The organism is Mesorhizobium sp. P2_D6, assembly GCF_056404315.1.
The window spans coordinates 90576-109624 of the sequence record NZ_JBFUEG010000001.1 but is presented as its reverse complement, the minus strand read 5'-3'; the positions used below and the strand labels follow the sequence as shown (position 1 = coordinate 109624).

Sequence of the window (19049 nt, the reverse complement as noted above, 5' to 3'; positions counted from 1 at the left end):
ACTCTTTTCCGCTCTCGACAATGTGCGGCAGAAGCGAGAAAACTTCGGCTTCGGACCAAGGAAATTAACCTTTTGTTTCCCATGCCTGTTTAGCGTGGCTTAACGATTGGCCGACCGCCGCTCCCAAGCCGCCAAGGGTAAAGTTTCGAGACAATGGTCGACAGGGAAAACCGTGAAGACTGGAGGCGCGAGCGCTCCCTCCTGGCGCTCGGCAAGGCTGTGCGCGGCGACGAGGCGGCGGATGCATCGCCGGTCTCCATCGGTGACCGGGCCGATCCGTCATGGCGCGAGGACGCCGCAACGCGTCACCGGATCGCCCGCTCGCAGCGCGAGGCGCGGTCGAATCCCGCGCCAGCGTCACCGCCCGAGCCGCCGCAGTTCCAGGCCGCCGGCGAATCCGCTTCGGCCGCCAGCACATGGTCTCAACAAGACGAAGCTGTCCGCTATCCGAGAGCCGGCGCGGCTGAGGAGCCTGTTCGGCGTCAGGAGCATGCCCGGGGTTTCGATCGCTCTCGCGCCGCCTACGAGCCCCGCCATGCCGACGGGCAGCGGGCGGACCGCGACGACGATGACGGACAGGAATGGAAGCCGCTGATCGATCCGCTGCAGGTCGTCCGCGGCATCACCCGGTCCAAGCTGCTGATCGTCTCGACGACGATACTGGGAACGGTGCTTGGCGTTGCCGTTGCCGTCTCGACGCCGAAGAAATACGAAGCCACAACACAAATGGTCATCGAGCCAGGCGACCTGAAGCTTTCCGACAACGATCTCACCCAACCGGTCGGGCAGCCCGACGCGGCGCTGGCCGTCGTCGAAACCCGCATCAAGATGGTGACATCAGGCAAGGTCCTCGACAAGGTCGTCGCCGATCTCCATCTCGTCGACGATCCGGAGTTCAACGGACAGGGCTCCGGCGGCCTTGGCGTCATGTCGCTCATCCGCTCGATACTGTCGCGCCAGGATGGACCTGGCGGTGCCGGTGAAGTGCGCCGCCAGGCGCTGGCGGTCGGCAATCTGGCCAAGAGCCTGTCGGTCGAACGCAGCGGCAAGAGCTTTGTCGTTTCCATCAGCGCCACCACCCAAAGTCCCGACAAGTCGGCGGAGATCGCCAACACGACGAGGGACGTCTTCCAGCAGGAGGCGGCCCAATACCAGTTCGGGATGGCCGGACGCGCGACGGACCAGCTGACGGCCAAGCTCGATGACCTGCGCAAGGATGTCGAAACGGCCGAGCGCAAGGTCGAAGACTTCAGGGCCACGCACGATCTCGTCGACGCGCAGGGCCATCTGATCAGCGACGACCAGATGCTGAAGCTCAACGAGCAGCTCTCCGTCACCCGGGCCCGCACGCTGGAACTCAACGCCCGGGCGGCGTCGGCCCGTTCGCTGGACGTCAATTCGGTTATCAACGGCACCTTGCCGGAAGAAATCAATTCCAACACGATGAGCGAACTGCGCGCGCAATATGCAGCTTTGAAGCAGGAGGCCGACCGCGCCGCCGTGCGTCTGGGGCCGCGTCATCCCGAATACCAGGCGCTCAACGCCCAGCTCGACGGCTCACGCGAGCGCATCGCAGGCGAACTGCGCCGCATCGCCTCGTCGCTGCAGGTCGACTTGAAGCGCTCGGTTCAACTCGAGCAGGATCTCGCCTCCCGCCTGGCCCAGGCAAAGGTCCAGAGCGGCGACGTCAACAGCGACCTTGTCAGCCTGCGCGAACTGGAGCGCGATGCCACCGCCAAGCGCAACGTCTACGAACAATACCTTCTGCGCGCCAAGGAGACCGGCGAACAGCAAAACATCAACACCACCAACATCAATCTGATGACCCCCGCGCAACCGCCACTCGAACCCAACGGACCGTCGCGGGCTGTAATAGCGCTGGCCGGCCTGCTGCTCGGCCTTTTTGCCGGCATCGGTCTCGGTGCGATGCGCGGCGCCTTTGCAAGCCTGCGCGACGCCGCTGGCTCGCGTTCGCGCGGCAGAACAGACGAGCGCCGGCCAACCGTCGAAGACAAGATCTATCGCGCAGCGCCACCGCCCGCACCGCCGCCTGCAACACCTGCGATGCCCTTGGCCGCGACCGCACCCGCCCAGGCCGCAGGTTTGCTCGGTGGACTGTTGTCAGCGATACGCAATGCCATGCCAGGCGGCGAGACGCCGCAAGGAAAACCCGCTGAGATGAGCCGCGCTCACCCGGCAGCGTCCGCCATCGCCGAACCTGCAAGGCCGGTGCAGGAGCCCGTGGGCTATCGTCAGCCGGACTTCAGGCAAGAGGTTCCGCACGCCTATCCCTATGAGCAGCAGCCCGGCTACGCGCAGCCCGCTCAGCCGGCCGACTACGCCTATTCGCAGCAGCCGATGCCTGCAGCGTCCGGGCAGTGGTCTTCTCCGCAGCCGGCCGAGGCGGCGCCGGACGACCAGCAGGCGCAAATCGACGATATTCGCGCCGGCCTGCGCGAATTTCGCGAGGCGGTGCGCGAACTCACCGAAAACCGTTCGCGCCGCCGTTATTTCTGAACCCCGCCGGCACGGAATAAAAGCGGCCGGTTTCGAGTTTACGGCATCTGACGGCGCTTTGACGGGATTGCCCAAGCGAAATTTCGTGAAAATGCCGCGCAGCATGGCGCCCAAAAAGCGCTGCCGTCGGGCTTGACCCGAATGGGCGGAACGTTTGGAACAACGACATGCGCGAAACAATGTTCAAGGCGCGCGCCGCGCCTTGGCTGGAATGATGTCGAGGATGGTTCATGGCCGAAGTGATTGACGGAAAGATCGTCGCCGCAGACGTGGTTCAGAAGGTCAAGGCCTTGACCGCGGACCTGATCGCCAAAGGCAAGGCCAAGCCCGGCCTGGCGGTGGTCATTGTCGGCGAGGATCCGGCAAGCCAGGTCTATGTCGCCTCGAAGTCGCGTACCGCCAAGGAATGCGGCTTTCATTCGCTGCAGCACACGCTGCCGGTCGACACGTCCGAAGAGGCATTGCTGAAGATCATCGGCGAGCTCAACGCCGATCCGGCCGTCAACGGCATCCTGGTGCAGCTGCCGCTTCCCGCCCATATCGATGCCGGCAAGATCATCCAGGCGATCGCGCCGCAAAAGGATGTCGACGGCTTCCACTTCATCAATGTCGGCAAGCTCGGCACCGGCGAACTCGAGACCGCTTTCGTGCCCTGCACGCCGGCGGGCTCGATGCTTCTGATCGAACGCGTGCGCGGCAAGGATCTTTCCGGCCTAAATGCGGTCGTTGTCGGCCGCTCCAACATTGTCGGCAAGCCGATGGCCAATCTGCTGCTTGCCGCCAATTGTACAGTCACCATCGCCCACAGCCGCACCAGGGACCTGCCGGCGCTGGCCCGTACCGCCGACATATTGGTGGCGGCCGTCGGCCGGCCAGAAATGGTCAAGGGCGATTGGGTCAAGCCGGGCGCCACGGTGATCGATGTCGGGATCAACCGCATTCCGGCACCCGAGAAGGGCGAAGGCAAAACCCGCCTCGTCGGCGATGTCGCCTATGCCGAGGCGGCGAAGGCCGCTGGCGCCATCACCCCGGTGCCCGGCGGTGTCGGACCGATGACCATTGCCATGCTGATGGCCAATACGTTAGCCTCAGCCTACCTCGCGGCCGGCTTGAAGCGGCCTTCCTTCTGACCCAGAAAGCAGCTTCTTTGCCGAACCCCAGTATTCCCTCTGAACGGCCGGTCATGGATGATCCCGTTCAAGGCGGCCGGCAGTTCGCGTTCCTGCTGGTCGACAAGTTTTCGATGTTTTCGCTGGCCGCGGCAATCGACACTTTCCGCTCGGCCAACCGCCTGCTCGGTCGCGATTTTTACGGCTGGACCACAGTCTCGGCCGACGGCGATCCGGTCATGGCCTCCAACGGCCTGCCGCTCAAGATCGACTATGCCGTCGCCGACTTGCCGCCGGTCGACATCCTGTTCGTGTCGGTGGGCTTGTCGATCGAATTCCCCGGCAAGAGCAAGGTGCTGGCGGCGCTGCGCAGCTGGGGCCGGCGCGGCAACGCGCTCGGGGCGCTGTCTGTCGGTTCCTATCTGCTCGCCGAAGCCGGCCAGCTCGAAGGCTATCGCTGCACCATCCATTGGGAGAACCGCGCCGGCTTCGTCGAGCGCTTTCCCGATATCAACTGCACGGGCAACGTCTTCGAGATCGACCGCAAGCGCTACACCTGCGCCGGCGGCACTACGTCGATCGACCTGATGCTGGAGATCGTGCGCGGCGATTTCGGCTCCAACCTTGCCAATGGCGTCGCCAACCAGTTCCAGCATGAGCGCATTCGCTCCGCCGGCGACCGCCAGCGCGTCGGGCCGGAACGTGACCTTACCGGCAAATCAGAGAAGCTCAGGCGCATCGTCGAACTGATGGCCGACCATCTCGACGAGCCGCTGTCGGCGGTGCAGCTTGCAAAGTCGGCGGGCCTGTCGGTGCGTCAGGTCGAGCGCCTGTTCCTGCGCCATTTGAGCGTGACGCCCGGCCGCTATTACATGCGGCTCAGGCTCGAGCGGGCGCGCGAATTGCTGCGCCAGACCAATATGCCGATCCTCGATGTGGCGATCGCCACCGGCTTCACCTCGCACTCCTATTTCGCGCAGAGCTACCGTCTGCAGTTCGGCCGTCCGCCTTCCGAGGAGCGGCGCACCACCTACTGATGCGGTGCTGAGCCAGCCTCGGAACAGGCCTTCGCCCGAGGCCGATCCTGTTACACTGCAACCGTTCGTGACACGCTCTAGGCTTGTGTCCGAACGCGCCGTCAAATAGCTTCCGGCGCGGACCAGAGGGCGGCCTCAAGGAGATTCCAATGGCGGGACTTTTGCGGAGCGTCGCTGCGGCGCTGCTCCTTTTGTCGATGACGTCGCTCGGCTTTGCCGCGAACAAGGTCATCATCATCCTTGACGCTTCAGGCTCGATGTGGGCCCAGATCGACGGCAAGCCGAAGCTCGAAATCGCGCGCGAATCGCTCAGAACCGTGCTGCAGTCAGTCCCGGCCGACGACGAGATCGGCTTCATGGCCTATGGCCATCGCGAGAAGGGCAGCTGCGAGGACATCGAGCTGATCGTGCCGCCGCAGGCCGGCTCGGCCAGTGCCATTTCGGCCGCCGCCGACAGCCTGAAGTTCCTCGGCAAGACGCCGCTGACCGCTGCCGTCAAGCAGGCGGCTGAAGCCTTGAAATACACCGAGGACAAGGCGACCGTCGTTCTCATCACCGACGGGCTTGAAACCTGCGAAGGTGACCCGTGCGCGCTGGGCAAGGAACTGGAAGCGTCGGGCGTCGACTTCACCGCCGATGTCGTCGGCTTCGGCCTGACCGCCGACGAAGGCAAGCAGATCGCATGCCTGGCCGACAACACCGGCGGAAAATACATCCAGGCTTCGGACGAGAAGGCGCTGCAGGAAGCGCTGGTCGAAACCGTCGCGGCCCCAGCACCAGCGCCTGAACCCGCTCCGGCGCCTGCTCCGGCACCGGCTCCGGCGCCCGAGCCGGCCAAGCCGGAATTCAACCTACTGCCGACCTTGGTGCTTGCAGAAGGCGGTGATCCGGTTACCGACGGCAATGCCTGGGAAATCTACAAGGCAAAATCCGACGGCACGCGTGGAGACAACGTCACCACCGAATACGGTGCCTACAAGGGCAATCTGGAGCCGGGCGACTACATCATCGTCGCGCGTGACGGCGAGGCCAAGACCGAACAAAAGCTCAAGATCGAGGCAGGCCAGGTCTACAGCCCATTGTTCACGCTGAACGCTGGCACTCTGATCATCCATCCGCGTCCCAGCGCGGGGGCGGATGTCGTCGATGGCGCGGCTGTCGTGGTCGACTATCCGGGCGCTGACAATCCGGCGACCTATTACGGAACCACGAAAGTCGTGTTGCCGGCCGGCGACGAGAAGGTGACAGTCACGATCGGGCAGGGCGTGGTAAGCGAAACAATCCCGCTCGCTGCCGGCAAGACCGTGGAAAAGGACATGATCGCCGGCGTCGGACATGTCGTTGTCAATGCCTACTATGTGGCCGGCGGCGACAAGGCCGACGGTTCCGGCATCGGCTTCAAGGTGCTCAAGGCGAAAAAGAAGATCGACGGAACACGGCAAGAAGTGACCTATGCCTATGGTCCAGACAGCAAGTTCGATCTGCCGCCCGATGACTACGTGTTGATCACGACGGTCGACCTCGCCGTCGTCGAGCAGCCGTTCACCGTCAAGGTCGGCGAGTTCGACGATGTGAAGGTCGCCATGAACGCCGGTGTATTGGCAATCACCGCGCCCGGCGCATCGAAGATCGAGATTTTCGAGGCCAAGAAGGACATCAACGGCAATCGCAAGTCACTTGGCTACGCCTACGATCAGAAGTATCAGGCGGCGATAGCGGCCGGCGATTATGCAGTCGTCTCGGAGAAGTCGGACAACAGTTCGAAGGAAGGCACCGTAACGGTCAAGGCCGGCGAGCGAGCCGAGCTCACGGTGCAATAGGATCGTTCGCACGAATGCAAAAAGGGCGGCCACCAGCCGCCCTTTTCATATACGAGGCAACAATGCGTCAGGCCGTGCCGAAAGCGCTGGCGCCATGATCGGCGCGGCCGACCAGCTGACGGAAGCCGGCGAACAGCTCGCGGCCGAAGCCGAACTCGTTGCCGATGAGATCGATGTCGGCCGTGCGGCGCAGCGCGAGCTCAGGCCCAGGCACCAGCACTTCCAGCGTGCCGGCGTCGGCGTCGAGCCGGATGATGTCGCCGTCATGGATCCGGGCGATAGGCCCTTCCTCGACCGCTTCCGGCGTCACATGGATCGCCGCCGGCACCTTGCCGGAAGCACCCGACATGCGCCCGTCGGTGACCAGCGCGACGCGCTGGCCGCGATCCTGCAGGATGCCAAGCACAGTGGTCAGCTTGTGCAGTTCCGGCATGCCGTTGGCCTTCGGCCCCTGGAAGCGGATGACGGCGATGAAGTCACCTGTGAGCGTGCCGGCCTTGAAGGCTTCGTTGAGGCCTTGCTGACTGTCGAACACCTTGGCCGGCGCCTCGATGACGCGGCGTTCCGGCTTCACGGCGGAGGTCTTGATGACGGCATGGCCGAGATTGCCGGCCAGCACCTTCAGGCCGCCGGTCGGCTGGAAGGCTTTGGCGAACGGCGCCAGCACTTTCTCGTCGCCGCTCTGCAGCGGCGAGGCTTCGCGCACCACGCTGCCGTCTTCGCCGAGCTTGGCCTCGACCGCATAGGGCCGGAGGCCTTCGCCCCACACCGTCTGCACATCCTCATGCAGGACGCCTTCGTCGAGCAGTTCGCGGATCAGGAAGCCAAGCCCGCCGGCGGCATGGAAATGGTTCACGTCGGCAAGCCCGTTCGGATAGACACGGGCCAGAAGCGGCACCGCTTCCGACAGGTCGGAAATGTCCTGCCAGGTCAGCGTGATGCCGGCTGCCGCCGCCATGGCGATGAGGTGGATGGTGTGGTTGGTCGAGCCGCCGGTGGCGTGCAGGCCGACCACGCCGTTGACGAAAGAGCGTTCGTCGATCATGCGGCCGACCGGCGTGTAGGCGTTGCCCAGCGCGGTGATCGCCAGCGCCCGCTTCGTCGCCTCACGTGTCAGCGCGTCGCGCAGCGGCGTGCCCGGATTGACGAAGGAGGCGCCGGGCGTATGCAGGCCCATGATCTCCATCAGCATCTGGTTGGAATTGGCGGTGCCGTAGAAGGTGCAGGTGCCCGGCCCATGATAGGATTTGGACTCGGCCTCGAGCAGTTCCGCGCGTCCTGCCTTGCCCTCTGCATAGAGCTGGCGAACCTTGGCCTTCTCATCATTGGGCAGGCCCGTCGTCATCGGTCCGGCCGGCACGAAGACGGCCGGCAGATGGCCGAAGGTGAGGGCCGCGATCACCAGCCCAGGCACGATCTTGTCGCAGACACCGAGATAGACGGCGGCGTCGAACATGTTGTGCGACAGGCCGATCGCGGCGGCCATGGCGATGATGTCGCGTGAGAACAGCGACAGCTCCATGCCCGGCTGTCCCTGGGTTACGCCGTCGCACATGGCCGGCACGCCGCCGGCCACCTGCGCGATGCCGCCAACTTCGCGCGCGGCATCCTTGATCAGCGCCGGAAACGTCTCGAACGGCTGATGCGCCGACAGCATATCGTTGTAGGAGGTGATGATGCCGAGGTTCGGCACCTTGTCGGCGCCGAGGGCCAGCTTTTCAGACGGGCTGCAGACGGCAAAGCCATGCGCGAGGTTACCGCAGGACAACACCGAACGGTTGGCGGTGCGGCTCGAGGCCTCGGCGATGCGCCCGAGATAGCGCTCGCGGCCGGCTTTCGAGCGCTGGCGGATGCGTTCCGTGATGGCTTCGATGTCGCGTCTGGCTGTCATGGTCGGTCCTTTCGAGCCCCGGAGAACGTCCTCCCACTGTTTGCCGGGGCTGCTTTTCGTGAAAATCAGGGTGCCCAGAACACCTCTACCGGTATCGGGGCTGCTTCGAGCACTTTGCGAATGGGCTTCTTCGCACCCGGTCCCATCGCATTCTCGAAGGCGATGCGCTTGTCCTCGCCTTCGATATGCAGCGCGATGAAGCCGGCGGCGATGATGCGCGCCATCGATAGGGTCAGCCGCGGCTCGCCGCCGCTCGGTGCATGCACCGGCAGCACGATCCTGCGCGAGGCAGGATCGAGCAAGTCGCTGAGGTTATCTGCATCGGGAAAGAACGACGCGGTGTGGCCGTCGCCGCCCATGCCGAGCACGACGACGTCGAGCGGCCAGGCCAGTGCCTTGAGTGCCATGTCGTCGGACGCTGCGGCAGTCTCGATGCTTGCGGCCTCGTGATACATCGGCACGAATTGCGCGGCCGCCGCCGCGTTCTGCAGCAGATTGGCGGCTACCAGCCCGGCATTCGAGCGCGGCGAGGAGGCCGGCACGAACCGTTCGTCGACCAGCGTGACCGTCACCTTGTTCCAGGCGATCGGAATGGCCGACAGCGCTGCAAAGAACTTCGCCGGCGTGGTGCCGCCGGAAACGGCAAGCAGAGCCGTGCCGCGCTCGTCGATGGCCCCGGTCAGCCGCGCCGCGACGTTGCCGGCAAGGGCTGCCGCCAGGTCCTGGCGCCCGGTAAAGCCGTTCCAGCTGTAGGCGGGTTCGCTCAATTGCTCTCGTGCCATGTCCGCCCGTCGCGTTCGATCAGCGCAATCGAGGCCGAGGGGCCCCATGTGCCGGCCGTATAGCCTTGCGCCTCCTGCCTGGCGCTCTCCCAGGCGTTCTGGATCGGATCGATCCACTTCCATGCCGCCTCGACTTCGTCGCGGCGCATGAACAGCGTCTGGTTGCCGCGCACGACATCCATGATCAGCCGTTCATAGGCATCGGGCGCGCGACCGTCGAAAGATGTTGCAAAGCTCATGTCGAGGGGGATCTGGCGCAGCCGCATGCCGCCCGGACCCGGATCCTTGATCATGATGAATTGCTTGACGCCTTCGTCGGGCTGCAGCCGGATGACCAGCTGGTTGGCGAAGATCGGTCCCGCGCTCTCGTCGAAGATCGAGAAGGGGATCGGCTTGAACTCGATGACGATTTCCGAAACCCGGCTTGCCAGCCTTTTGCCGGTCCTGAGATAGAACGGCACGCCGGCCCAGCGCCAGTTGCCGATCTCCGCCTTGATGGCGACGAAGGTCTCGGTGTTGCTGTCCTTGCCGAGCTCCTCGACATAACCCTTCACCGCGCCACCGGCCGACGCGCCGGCACGGTACTGGCCACGCACCGTGTGCTTGGGCGCCTCGTTGCCGTTGATGCGCTTCAGCGCGCGCAGCACCTTCAGCTTCTCGTCGCGCACGGCGTCCGCGTCCATCGAGGACGGCGTTTCCATGGCGACCAGGCACAAAAGCTGCAGCATGTGGTTCTGCACCATGTCGCGCAGCGCGCCAGCCTTGTCGTAATAGGTGACGCGGTCTTCGAGACCGACGGTTTCGGCGACCGTGATCTGCACATGGTCGATATGCGCGGAGTTCCACAGCGGCTGGTAGAGCGCGTTGGCAAAGCGCAGCGCCATCAGGTTCTGCACCGTCTCCTTGCCGAGATAGTGGTCGATGCGGAAGATCTGGCTTTCGTCGAAATCGTCACCGACGGCATCGTTAAGCGCGCGCGCCGAGGCAAGGTCGCGGCCGATCGGCTTTTCCAGCACGATGCGCGAGTTCGGCGTGATCAGCTTGTGCTCTTTCAGCTTGTGCGAGATGTCGCCGAACAGCGCCGGCGCTACCGCCAGGTAGAAGGCGCGGATGCGGTCGCTGTCGCCGATCGCCTTTTTCAGCTTGTCGAAGCCGGCGCCCGTCGTCGCGTCGGCCGACACGTAGGACAGCCGCGCCAAGAACGTCTTCAGCTCCTTGGCGTCGATATCGGCCGGCTTGACGTGTTCGGAAATCGCTTGGCTGGCGAAAGCCTGGAATTCCTCGTCGCTCATCTTCGAGCGCGACGTGCCGATGATGCGGGTCGGCTCGGAAAACTGATGGTCGCGCTGGCGATGGTAGAGCGACGGCAGGAGCTTGCGTTCCGACAGGTCGCCGGTGCCGCCGAAGATGATGAAGTCGAAGGGATCGACGGGGATGATCTGGCTGGTCATGGTCTGTCCGCTTTGACGCCGCACACTGTGACGCGGCTGGATATAATCTAATCGATTTAAATTATCCAGTGCCATGGTGTCACATCAAGGACCAATCACTGCATATTGATTCGGTCCAAATGTGCCTTGACACTGGCTGCCACCCGGAGGCTTTTCGTCAAGGTATGGTCCCGGGGAGCTTTTCGCACCTGCAACATAGAGCGGGAATGTGACGAAAGCTAATGCATGTCGCTCAAAAGTGACCCCGGTTTTGAGAGTACGACATGCATCAAAACAAAGAGAGAAATGCGCATGCGAGGTGATCTTGGAATGAGCGGAAAAAGCATGCGTCTGGAAAACAAGGTCGCCGTCATCACCGGTGCGGCAGCGGGCTTCGGCGAAGGCATGGCCAGGCGCTTTGCCGAAGAGGGCGCCAAGGTCGTCGTCGCCGACCTCAACGCCAAGGGCGCGGAGCGTGTCGCCGCCGACATCGGCGAGGCCGCGATCTGGACCCAGACCGACGTTTCGCAGCGTTCCGAATTCGACGAGATGGTCTATGCGGCAAAAAACGCCTTCGGCCGCATCGACATCATGGTCAACAATGCCGGCTATACCCATCGCAATGGCGACATGCTCGACGTCGACGAGGCGACCTTCGACCTGATCACATCAGTCAACATGAAGGCGATCTACCATGCCGCGCTTGCCGTGGTGCCGATCATGGAGCGGCAGGGCGGCGGCGTCATCCTGACCACGGCTTCGACCGCAGGTCTGCGGCCGCGGCCGGGCCTCACCTGGTACAATGCCTCGAAAGGCTGGGCGATCACCGCCACCAAGTCGATGGCTGTCGAACTCGCGCCCAAGAACATCCGTGTCAACTGTCTCTGCCCTGTCGCCGGCGAAACCGCCATGCTGGAGAAATTCATGGGCGCCGACACGCCCGAAATCCGCGAGAAGTTCCGCGCCTCGATCCCACTCGGCCGGCTGTCGACACCGCTCGATATCGCCAACGCCGCGCTGTGGCTCGCATCCGACGAAGCCGCCTTCATCACCGGCGTGGCGCTGGAGGTCGATGGCGGCCGCTGCATCTAAGCAAATTTGAGGGAAGTACCTCTCTGTTCGCAATGCGTGGCAGATAGAGCAACGTCAGCAAGAGTTCGCATCGGTTCGCCGGCCAGCCGAGGAACGAACAGTTGTCGTCACGCCAGGCCCAGTTTGACTTCACGATCCACCGAAAGGCAGTGCTCGGTATGGCATCTGGCGCGAAGTGCCGGATTGCGACCTTTGGCCAATCCGAAAGGGCAGACTACCGCGTGAGTGACGTGTATGCCGCGTATCCAGAATTGCTGCGGTTCACCCTTCGTTGGCGCGGTGGCAGCCTGAATATTCATGCGCCTTTTCCCGGCGAGTTCTGGCTGCCGACTGCAGCCGCGGTGGCCGCCGCCTTGGAACTTGGCGTCTCGCCAGAGAAAATTGCTGGGCAAGTGGCATCGTTTGAACCGTTACCCAACCGCTCCACCGTGCAAGAGGTACAAGCAGGTCCGCAATTCCTGGTCGATACCGCCAAAGCGCCCTGGCATTCGATCAACATTGCCCTGGAGATGATTGCAAAGGCCAAGGCCTCTCGTAAGCGCATTGTGCTTGGGCAGATATCCGACTACGCCGGCTCGTCGAGGAAATACGGCACCGCCTACAAGATCGCGCGCGAAATCGCCGATGAGGTCATCTACACGGGCGACAATGCGCATCGCTCGCGCGCCAGCCAGGCCGACCGCGACAGCGGCCGTTTCATCGAGCTTCGCAGTGCCAAGGAAGTTTCGGATCATATCAAACAGACGGCAGGCCCAGGAGAACTAATTCTGCTGAAAAGTTCGTCCAACCTTCATCTGGAAAGGATCGCGCTCGCCTGGACGCACGATGTGAAATGCTGGATTCCGGTATGCGGCAAGTCAGAAAGCTGCCAAATGTGCGGCCTGTATGAGGTGCCGTTCGAGGAGCACTCGGATTTCCTGGCAAAGCGCAAACTTGCCCGCAGAAGACACCGTTTCAGATGGTTGCTCGGTGGCTGACCAGAATCTGGCGGCTTGGTCCCGGGCAGCCTCGACGACGTCGTTGTCTCACGCCCTGGTCTTGATGTAGCTCTTGTAAATCCAGCCGCGCTTGCCGTTGTAGACGATCTGGCACCATTTCTTGCAGCTCACCACCTGCACCGATGACTTGGCGGGCACGGTTCCCATGGCGGCGGCATTCTTCTTCGGACCGGTGCGCATTGTCACTGTCCTGAGTATGCGTCCGGTGGCATCGGCAGCAGCCACCTTCTCTGGCTGGGCCTTGGCCTGGGCATCATCCGCTGCCGCGGAAGATTGCGCATCCGGCAGTTGCGGTTTCGGTGTTGGGATAGCGGCGGTTTCGGCGCCGTCGGTGTGCCCGGCGTCTGGTGCAGCAACCTTTGACAGCTGCGTCGTGGCATCGCTCTGCGCCGACGGTTCCTCGTAAGCTGCCGCATCTGATGGCTTGGCTGCTGCCTGCTCGGCCGCGGCCTGATCGGACGGCGTGGCTTCAGCGTCGCTGTTCGATTGCGGCGCAGTCCAGCGCGGATCGTTGGCCGCCAGCGCCGGTATCGCGGCCGCCCCAGCAGCCACCGTTGGCGAAACCGCATCGCCCTTACGTGCGGCCTGCGCCGCCGCTACCGCGGCAACTGTGACCGGGGCGATCTTGGTTGTCTTGACCGGGATGGTTGGAACGCTCTGCTGCGAAAGAGGCTGTGTGCTGGCGCTCGCCTGCCGGTCGTTGGCCGGCAACGCCAGCCAAAGCGCGATACCCGCCACGCCAAGCAGCGCAGCGGTGCCGACCGCGGCGATCACCAGATGCGAATTCGTGCGCACCCCCTGCCAGAAGGAGGGCCGCATGTCGTAACCGAACTGCATGGCAAAGCGCCGTCGTTCCGGCGCCCCGAAACTGAAGGGCTCGTTCACGTTTGCCACCTCCAACATGCGGCCGATGTTCTTTCGATCAGCGCCGGAAGGCCGGCATCCGATCGGCATCGGTCCCAAAAACAAGCGGGCAGGCCCGCAAAAGTCCCCGTTCAATCACCCAGAACCGGCACCTTTTACCCGCGATTGTGGCATCAGTGCGCCCCAACCGTGGATTCTGCACCCTTGTTAAGGATTCTGCAATGTGTCGCTCAAGCAACGAATATTACAGACGGAATCGCTTGTTGCTCTAGATTCGATCGCGCAGCGCAAACCAGTTGAGCGCCAGGAACAGCAGCGGCGTGCGAAAGCGTCGGCCGCCGGGGAAGGCCGGGATGTTCAAATCCTCGATCAGCTTGAGCCGATCGCGGTTGCCGGCGACGGTTTCGGCATAGAGTTTGCCGAAGAAGTTCGACAGCATGACGCCGTGACCGGAATAGCCGCCGGCCGAGATCACATTGGGCATCACCTCGCGCACGAACGGCTTTCTCGGCACGGTGATGCCGACATAACCGCCCCAGCCATGAGTGATCTCGACATCCCGGAGGTCCGGATAAAGTTCCGCCATCTGCCGGCGGATATGGATATGGATATCCTTCGGATCGTTGACGCCGTAGACCTCGCGCCCGCCGAACAGCAGCCTTCCATCCCTGGATTTGCGGAAATAGCGCACAACGAAACGCGAATCGTCGACCGCCTCGCCGCCCGGCAGCACCTTGGAGTCCACCCCCAGCGGCACCGTCGCGCCGATGAAGGATCCGATCGGCATGATGTGCGCGGCACTCACCGGCTCAAGGGTGCCGCCATAGGCGTTGACGGCGATCAGGCATTTCTGCGCGGTGATGGTGCCTCTCGGCGTCGTGACCCTGACCTTGCCGCCGCTGGACGTTATGCCGGTCGATGGCGTCTGCTCGAACAGGTGGGCGCCGGCCGCGGTCGCCACCTTTGCCGTGCCGATCACCAGTTTCATCGGGTGGATGTGTCCTGTGCCGGTGTCGCGGGTGCCGCCGAAGTAGCGTGTGGAGCCTAGTCGTTCGGCCGTTTCCCTGGCATCCATGAAGGCGATGTGCGGATAGTTGAAGCGGCCCGCCATGATCTCGGCATGCGCCTTGTAGTCGTCGACATAGCGCAGCTTGTGCGCCACCGACAACTGACCGTGCATATAGTCGATGTCGATCTGGTTGACGGCGGCGAATTCGAGCAGGTGCGCCTTGGCTTCCTCGGCAAGATCGAACAGCGCCTTGGCACGGGAGAAGCCGTATTCGGCCTCCATCTCCTCGGCCCAGGCGCGCTGGCCGGTGCCGAGCTGGCCGCCATTGCGCCCGGAGGCGCCGTCGCCGAAGCGATACGCCTCGATCAAGACGACATCGGTCCCGGCTTTGGCCAGATGGGCTGCCGCAGAAAGGCCGGTAAACCCACCGCCGACAATGACGACGTCGCATTGGCGATCACCGTCTAGCGAAGGGTACTCGGGCCGTGGCCCAGCTGTATCCTCATACCAGGAGCGGCCGGGAGAAATGGGGGATTGGTAAGGCATGATGCTCGCTAGGGCAGTAGGGCAGTAAGGCAGTAAGGCAGTAAGGCAGTAAGGCAGTAAGGCAGTAGGGCAGTAAGGCAGTAAGGCAGTAAGGCAGTAAGGCAGTAAGGCAGTAAGGCAGTAAGGCAGTAAGGTGGGGCTATTCTGGAGACAATTTGCGGATCAGAAGTCGCAAGAGCGTTCCAACGCTCTCGCTGGTGGTCATCAAAGCGTTGACAGCTTCGTGCGAGGCGATCCCGACACGTTGCGCAATCAAAAGATGCGTCTCCAATTCCTTGAGGGAGCCTTGGGCAATTCTGAGAAATTGCTGATAGGAAGCCCGGCTCTCTCGACCGTAGCCCTCGGCGATGTTGGCGGGAACGGAGGTCGCCGCACGGCGTACCTGACCTGTCAGCCCGTAGCGCTCATCCTTTGGCCAGGCTCTGGTTGTTTCGTAGATTGAAACCGCCAAATCCATAGCCTGCTGCCAGACAATCAAATCCCGGTACGATTCAATCTTGGCTGCCATCCTCGCCCTACTGCCCTACTGCCTTACTCCCCTATTCCCCTAAACATTCAGCAACAAATACTCCCGCTCCCACGGGCTGATCACTTCCATGAAGGTCTCGAATTCCGCCCGCTTGATCGCCGCATAGGTGGCGGCGAAGGACTTGCCCAGGAGGGCGCACAATTCCTCGTCGCCTTCGAACAGGTCGACGGCCTCGAGCAGGCCCCGCGGCAGGTCGATCTCGTCGGCATTGGCGGTGGTGAGCACCGGAGGCTCGGCCTTGATCTTGTTGGTCATGCCGATCAGCCCGCAGGCAAGCGACGCCGCCAGCGCCAGATAGGGATTGGCGTCGGAAGACGGGATGCGGTTTTCGACACGTCGCGCCGCCGGGTCCGAGCGCGGCACGCGGAACGCCGTGGTGCGGTTGTCATATCCCCATTTGTTGTTGACCGGTGCCGAGGCCGACTGCGTCAGCCGGCGGTAGGAATTGACATAGGGCGCGAACATCACCAGTGCATTCGGCACATGCTTCTGCATGCCGCCGATGAAATGGAAGAAGTCGTCGGTTTCCGAGCCGTCTTCGGCCGAAAAGATGTTCTGTCCGGTCTTCTTGTCGATGATCGACTGGTGGATGTGCATGGCCGAGCCAGGCTGGCCCTGGATGGGCTTCGCCATGAACGTGGCGTAGATCTCGTGCTTCAGCGCCGCCTCGCGGATGGTGCGCTTGAACATGAACACCTGGTCGGCAAGCTCGATCGGATCGCCGTGGCGCAGATTGATCTCGAGCTGGCCGGCGCCCTCCTCATGGATCAGCGTGTCGATCTCCAGGCCCTGGCTTTCCGAGAAATGGTAGATGTCGTCGATCAGTTCGTCGAACTCGTTGACGCCGGCGATCGAATAGCCGGCGCCGCCGCCGATGGCCCGTCCCGAACGCCCGACCGGCGGCGTCAGCGGATAGTCCGGATCGGGGTTCTTGCGCACCAGGTAGAATTCGATCTCGGGCGCCACCACCGGCTTCAGCCCGCGCTTGTCATAGGCAGCCAGCACGCGCTTCAGCACGTTGCGCGGCGTGAACTCGACCGAGCGGCCGTCCTGGTGGACGAGGTCGCAGATGACAGCTGCCGTCGGGTCTTCTTCCCACGGCACCACGGTCAGGGTCGACAGATCCGGCATCAGCTTCAGATCGCCATCGTCTTCCGGATAGTGAAAACCGTTACCATCCTCGGGATAGCCGCCCGAAATCGTCGTCATGAACACTGCCGAAGGCAGCGCCAGCGAGGTGTTGGAGGTGAATTTCTTCGATGGCATCATCTTGCCGCGGGCGACGCCGGCCTGGTCGGGTGTGATGCATTCGATGTCTTCGATGCCGCGCCATTCCAGCCAGGCGCTGACTTCCTTCCAGTTCTTCACGCCGCGTTGGTTTTTCACGAAGGCAGGCGTGCGGACGCGTCCTCCGCGGCTCGACGGACGGACTTCCTTTTTTGCAGGCGGCATCATTCACCAGATTGGGTTGCGGATTTTGGAGTATAGCCGGGGCGGGTGATGGAAGGGAAGGGGAGGCCACCCGATAGGTTGTGCCAGCAACGGGATGGACTTCGGCTAGAAGGGTTTGCCGGGCAGCGCGTTCGTGTCCAGCCATCGATGCAAAGCGCCGGCATAGAGCCTGCGCCATCCGGTCTGCGGTGCGGTCAGAAACCAGGATTGGCGCAAATCCCAACTGTCGCTGCACAAATCTCTGAGCCGGGTGTTGATGATGCCTTTGCCGGACAGCGGATAGACGGAGAATTCCGAAAAGAAGACGACGCCGTTGAGGTCGTAGAAATCGCAACGCATGTGATCGAACGGCGCTGTCAGTTTCTCCGCGATTTCAAGCATGCGCGGGAAGGATGCAGGTAGGTCAATCTTCACCCATTGGGGGCCGCTTCCCGGCGGCGGCGGTGCATAGTTACCGTCACGGTCGAAATGACATTTTTGTTCGTTGCCTTGCTCGTCCCGTCGTGCGGCATAGACATAGGCGGTCGTCCCGCGAGACACGTGGAACTTGTATTCCAGGCGGATCGGCTCACCGTTCTCGATCAGCATCTCTTCCACAAGGATGCGCCTGGTGGCGTCCCTGTAGCCCCATTCGCCGAATTTCCTGCCATAGCGGCGGCGCATCCAGCGAGCGGTACGCCGGCGCAGCTTGGCTCTGTCCACAACGCCATTGCGGATCATCATGTTCCAGCGGCAGCCGTGATTGGCTTTCACCACGACATTGCCGGCAAACAGCTCTGTCGGAATCTTTGTGGCGTCGGCCCCAGACCATAGGACCTCGGCAGTCCTGAGTTCTGGACAGGTGGACAATGCGTAGGTTTTCGAAGCGAGCTTGTCGCAAGCCGTCGTGAAAAACGGATTGTGGTCGAAAAGCTTTCGCCACAAGAACTTGTCCGCATAGGAAGCGGGTCTCGCCGGATCCGGCAACACGCCACTATGGTCGAATGTGCGTATGCAAATCATGGGATGGCGCACCAGGCACCATGCCCGCGCCAAGGCGAGGATCGCTCGATCGCTCGTTCCAAGAGCCGGCACGATCAGCCCAGCTGCCGGGTGGAAGATGAACCGCCTCGTCGGGCGACGAACACGTCTCTCGTCATGTTTCGCGAAATGCTCGTGCGGCCAATGACCTCAAGCCGGGGGTCAAGTGTGCGTTCCGCATTTTCAGCCCAAAGCCTGCCTAGCGAAACTGGCTCCCACAACACGATCTGCACAGTGTCTGGCGCGGTATCGGCTATACGAGACACGACGGCTGCCTTGGGCGAAACCATGCTCGCGACATAGACAACCTCAGCGTCGCTATAATCATAATCGCACCCGTCGCAAAGCTCGGCCCGCATGCGCATATAGCCGAGCTTGGCCGCGAGCCTGTTTGCCGTTTCGACGGCTTCGGGCTCGATGTCGAGGCCGATGATCTCAGGGACCGTTGTTTGATCGTGAATACGGAACATGGTGAATGGTCGCCCGCCGCAGCCGACCATGACAGCGCGGCGGCAATTATCGAAATCGACATGATCGAAGACTTCGTCGAGGCGGTTATAGGCATCCTTTGACGATAGCACGCCTATGCTTGTTTTCCCTGCCGCGATCCGTCCGAACGATGCCGGACCATCCAGATTCTGATCCAGCATCTGCCTGATCTCGGCGGTGTCCTGCGCCTGCACCATCTTGCCGAATGCGGCGGTAAGCGCCGGTCGGTACGAGAAGAGTTCCGGGTGGGCGTCAAGCAATCCTTCGCCGGCATCGTGTCCCATGGCGATACCGAGATCTCGGATGGCATTGATGAGCTCGGTCGGATTATGACCTTGCAAGGACCCCAGAATCCGCTCCAGCCTATCCTTCCAGACGCTCGGTTCCGTCATACTGCCCAACCCATAACCCTTGCCTTAGCTAGCAGCGCCCGGCGACAACGTCTACACCACGACATTCACGCA

At 62.7% G+C, this 19049-nt stretch carries 15 protein-coding genes; 6 read left to right on the top strand and 9 right to left on the bottom strand.

All coding sequences use genetic code 11. The annotated features are described in order from the left end of the window. Positions 1-153 precede the first annotated feature (153 nt). The 4 genes from AC1D1L_RS00445 (at position 154) to AC1D1L_RS00430 (ending at position 6483) form a co-directional block, all read left to right on the top strand. Entirely contained in the window at positions 154-2517 is a 2364-nt protein-coding gene (locus tag AC1D1L_RS00445) for a GumC family protein (RefSeq protein WP_477337932.1), read from the top strand. Between the two features lie 230 nt (positions 2518-2747). Beyond that, positions 2748-3647 carry a bifunctional methylenetetrahydrofolate dehydrogenase/methenyltetrahydrofolate cyclohydrolase FolD gene (gene folD / locus AC1D1L_RS00440; protein WP_477337930.1) on the top strand — a complete coding sequence of 300 codons (900 nt, stop codon included), beginning with the start codon at positions 2748-2750 and terminating at the stop codon, positions 3645-3647. Between the two features lie 53 nt (positions 3648-3700). Continuing rightward, positions 3701-4663, top strand: coding sequence for a GlxA family transcriptional regulator (locus AC1D1L_RS00435; protein ID WP_112561945.1), 963 nt, complete (start codon positions 3701-3703; stop codon positions 4661-4663). Between the two features lie 149 nt (positions 4664-4812). Further along, positions 4813-6483 carry a vWA domain-containing protein gene (locus tag AC1D1L_RS00430; RefSeq protein ID WP_477337928.1) on the top strand — a complete coding sequence of 557 codons (1671 nt, stop codon included), beginning with the start codon at positions 4813-4815 and terminating at the stop codon, positions 6481-6483. Positions 6484-6550: 67 nt separating this feature from the next. Here AC1D1L_RS00430 and edd read toward each other — a convergent pair whose 3' ends face one another. The 3 genes from edd to zwf form a co-directional block, all read right to left on the bottom strand. Next, positions 6551-8374 carry a phosphogluconate dehydratase gene (gene edd / locus AC1D1L_RS00425; protein WP_477337926.1) on the bottom strand — a complete coding sequence of 608 codons (1824 nt, stop codon included), beginning with the start codon at positions 8372-8374 and terminating at the stop codon, positions 6551-6553. A gap of 65 nt (positions 8375-8439) precedes the next feature. Continuing rightward, positions 8440-9156: a 6-phosphogluconolactonase gene (gene pgl, locus AC1D1L_RS00420; RefSeq protein ID WP_477337924.1), complete on the bottom strand. Its 717-nt coding sequence runs from the start codon at positions 9154-9156 to the stop codon at positions 8440-8442. After that, a complete protein-coding gene (zwf, locus tag AC1D1L_RS00415; protein WP_477337922.1) occupies positions 9138-10607 on the bottom strand; it encodes a glucose-6-phosphate dehydrogenase in 1470 nt (489 codons plus the stop codon). Before zwf ends, pgl begins: the two co-directional genes overlap by 19 nt. 324 nt (positions 10608-10931) lie before the next feature. Between zwf and AC1D1L_RS00410 the strand changes: the two genes are divergently transcribed. Both AC1D1L_RS00410 and AC1D1L_RS00405 read left to right on the top strand, forming a co-directional pair. After that, a complete protein-coding gene (locus tag AC1D1L_RS00410) occupies positions 10932-11678 on the top strand; it encodes an SDR family oxidoreductase (RefSeq protein WP_352558744.1) in 747 nt (248 codons plus the stop codon). Positions 11679-11779: 101 nt separating this feature from the next. Beyond that, the gene (locus AC1D1L_RS00405; protein WP_477337920.1) at positions 11780-12655 is read left to right on the top strand and encodes a glutamate ligase domain-containing protein; all 876 of its coding nucleotides are present in this window, start codon (positions 11780-11782) and stop codon (positions 12653-12655) included. Positions 12656-12703: 48 nt separating this feature from the next. On the opposite strand, the gene AC1D1L_RS00400 is transcribed toward AC1D1L_RS00405, so the two are convergent. From AC1D1L_RS00400 to AC1D1L_RS00375, 6 genes are all read right to left on the bottom strand, one after another. Next, entirely contained in the window at positions 12704-13561 is an 858-nt protein-coding gene (locus AC1D1L_RS00400) for an SH3 domain-containing protein (protein WP_477337918.1), read from the bottom strand. Positions 13562-13808: 247 nt separating this feature from the next. Next, complete coding sequence (locus AC1D1L_RS00395; RefSeq protein ID WP_477337916.1) at positions 13809-15095, bottom strand: NAD(P)/FAD-dependent oxidoreductase; 1287 nt, start codon at positions 15093-15095, stop codon at positions 13809-13811. A 139-nt stretch (positions 15096-15234) separates the two neighbouring features. Further along, a complete protein-coding gene (locus AC1D1L_RS00390) occupies positions 15235-15603 on the bottom strand; it encodes a four helix bundle protein (protein ID WP_477337914.1) in 369 nt (122 codons plus the stop codon). Between the two features lie 39 nt (positions 15604-15642). After that, the gene (locus tag AC1D1L_RS00385) at positions 15643-17079 is read right to left on the bottom strand and encodes a glutamine synthetase family protein (RefSeq protein WP_162712151.1); all 1437 of its coding nucleotides are present in this window, start codon (positions 17077-17079) and stop codon (positions 15643-15645) included. Positions 17080-17181: 102 nt separating this feature from the next. Then, a complete protein-coding gene (locus tag AC1D1L_RS00380; RefSeq protein WP_477337912.1) occupies positions 17182-18000 on the bottom strand; it encodes an ATP-grasp fold amidoligase family protein in 819 nt (272 codons plus the stop codon). Positions 18001-18152: 152 nt separating this feature from the next. Then, on the bottom strand, positions 18153-18977 hold the full coding sequence (locus tag AC1D1L_RS00375; RefSeq protein ID WP_477337910.1) for a hypothetical protein: 825 nt from the start codon (positions 18975-18977) through the stop codon (positions 18153-18155). Positions 18978-19049 lie beyond the last annotated feature (72 nt).

Excerpts from the sequence above, each read along its gene's own strand:
- AC1D1L_RS00445 (WP_477337932.1), top strand. The coding sequence starts at position 154 with ATGGTCGACAGGGAAAACCGTGAAGACTGGAGGCGCGAGCGCTCCCTC.
- folD (WP_477337930.1), top strand. The coding sequence starts at position 2,748 with ATGGCCGAAGTGATTGACGGAAAGATCGTCGCCGCAGACGTGGTTCAG.
- AC1D1L_RS00435 (WP_112561945.1), top strand. The coding sequence starts at position 3,701 with ATGGATGATCCCGTTCAAGGCGGCCGGCAGTTCGCGTTCCTGCTGGTC.
- AC1D1L_RS00430 (WP_477337928.1), top strand. The coding sequence starts at position 4,813 with ATGGCGGGACTTTTGCGGAGCGTCGCTGCGGCGCTGCTCCTTTTGTCG.
- edd (WP_477337926.1), bottom strand. The coding sequence starts at position 8,374 with ATGACAGCCAGACGCGACATCGAAGCCATCACGGAACGCATCCGCCAG.
- pgl (WP_477337924.1), bottom strand. The coding sequence starts at position 9,156 with ATGGCACGAGAGCAATTGAGCGAACCCGCCTACAGCTGGAACGGCTTT.
- zwf (WP_477337922.1), bottom strand. The coding sequence starts at position 10,607 with ATGACCAGCCAGATCATCCCCGTCGATCCCTTCGACTTCATCATCTTC.
- AC1D1L_RS00410 (WP_352558744.1), top strand. The coding sequence starts at position 10,932 with ATGCGTCTGGAAAACAAGGTCGCCGTCATCACCGGTGCGGCAGCGGGC.
- AC1D1L_RS00395 (WP_477337916.1), bottom strand. The coding sequence starts at position 15,095 with ATGCCTTACCAATCCCCCATTTCTCCCGGCCGCTCCTGGTATGAGGAT.
- AC1D1L_RS00390 (WP_477337914.1), bottom strand. The coding sequence starts at position 15,603 with ATGGCAGCCAAGATTGAATCGTACCGGGATTTGATTGTCTGGCAGCAG.
- AC1D1L_RS00385 (WP_162712151.1), bottom strand. The coding sequence starts at position 17,079 with ATGATGCCGCCTGCAAAAAAGGAAGTCCGTCCGTCGAGCCGCGGAGGA.
- AC1D1L_RS00375 (WP_477337910.1), bottom strand. The coding sequence starts at position 18,977 with ATGACGGAACCGAGCGTCTGGAAGGATAGGCTGGAGCGGATTCTGGGG.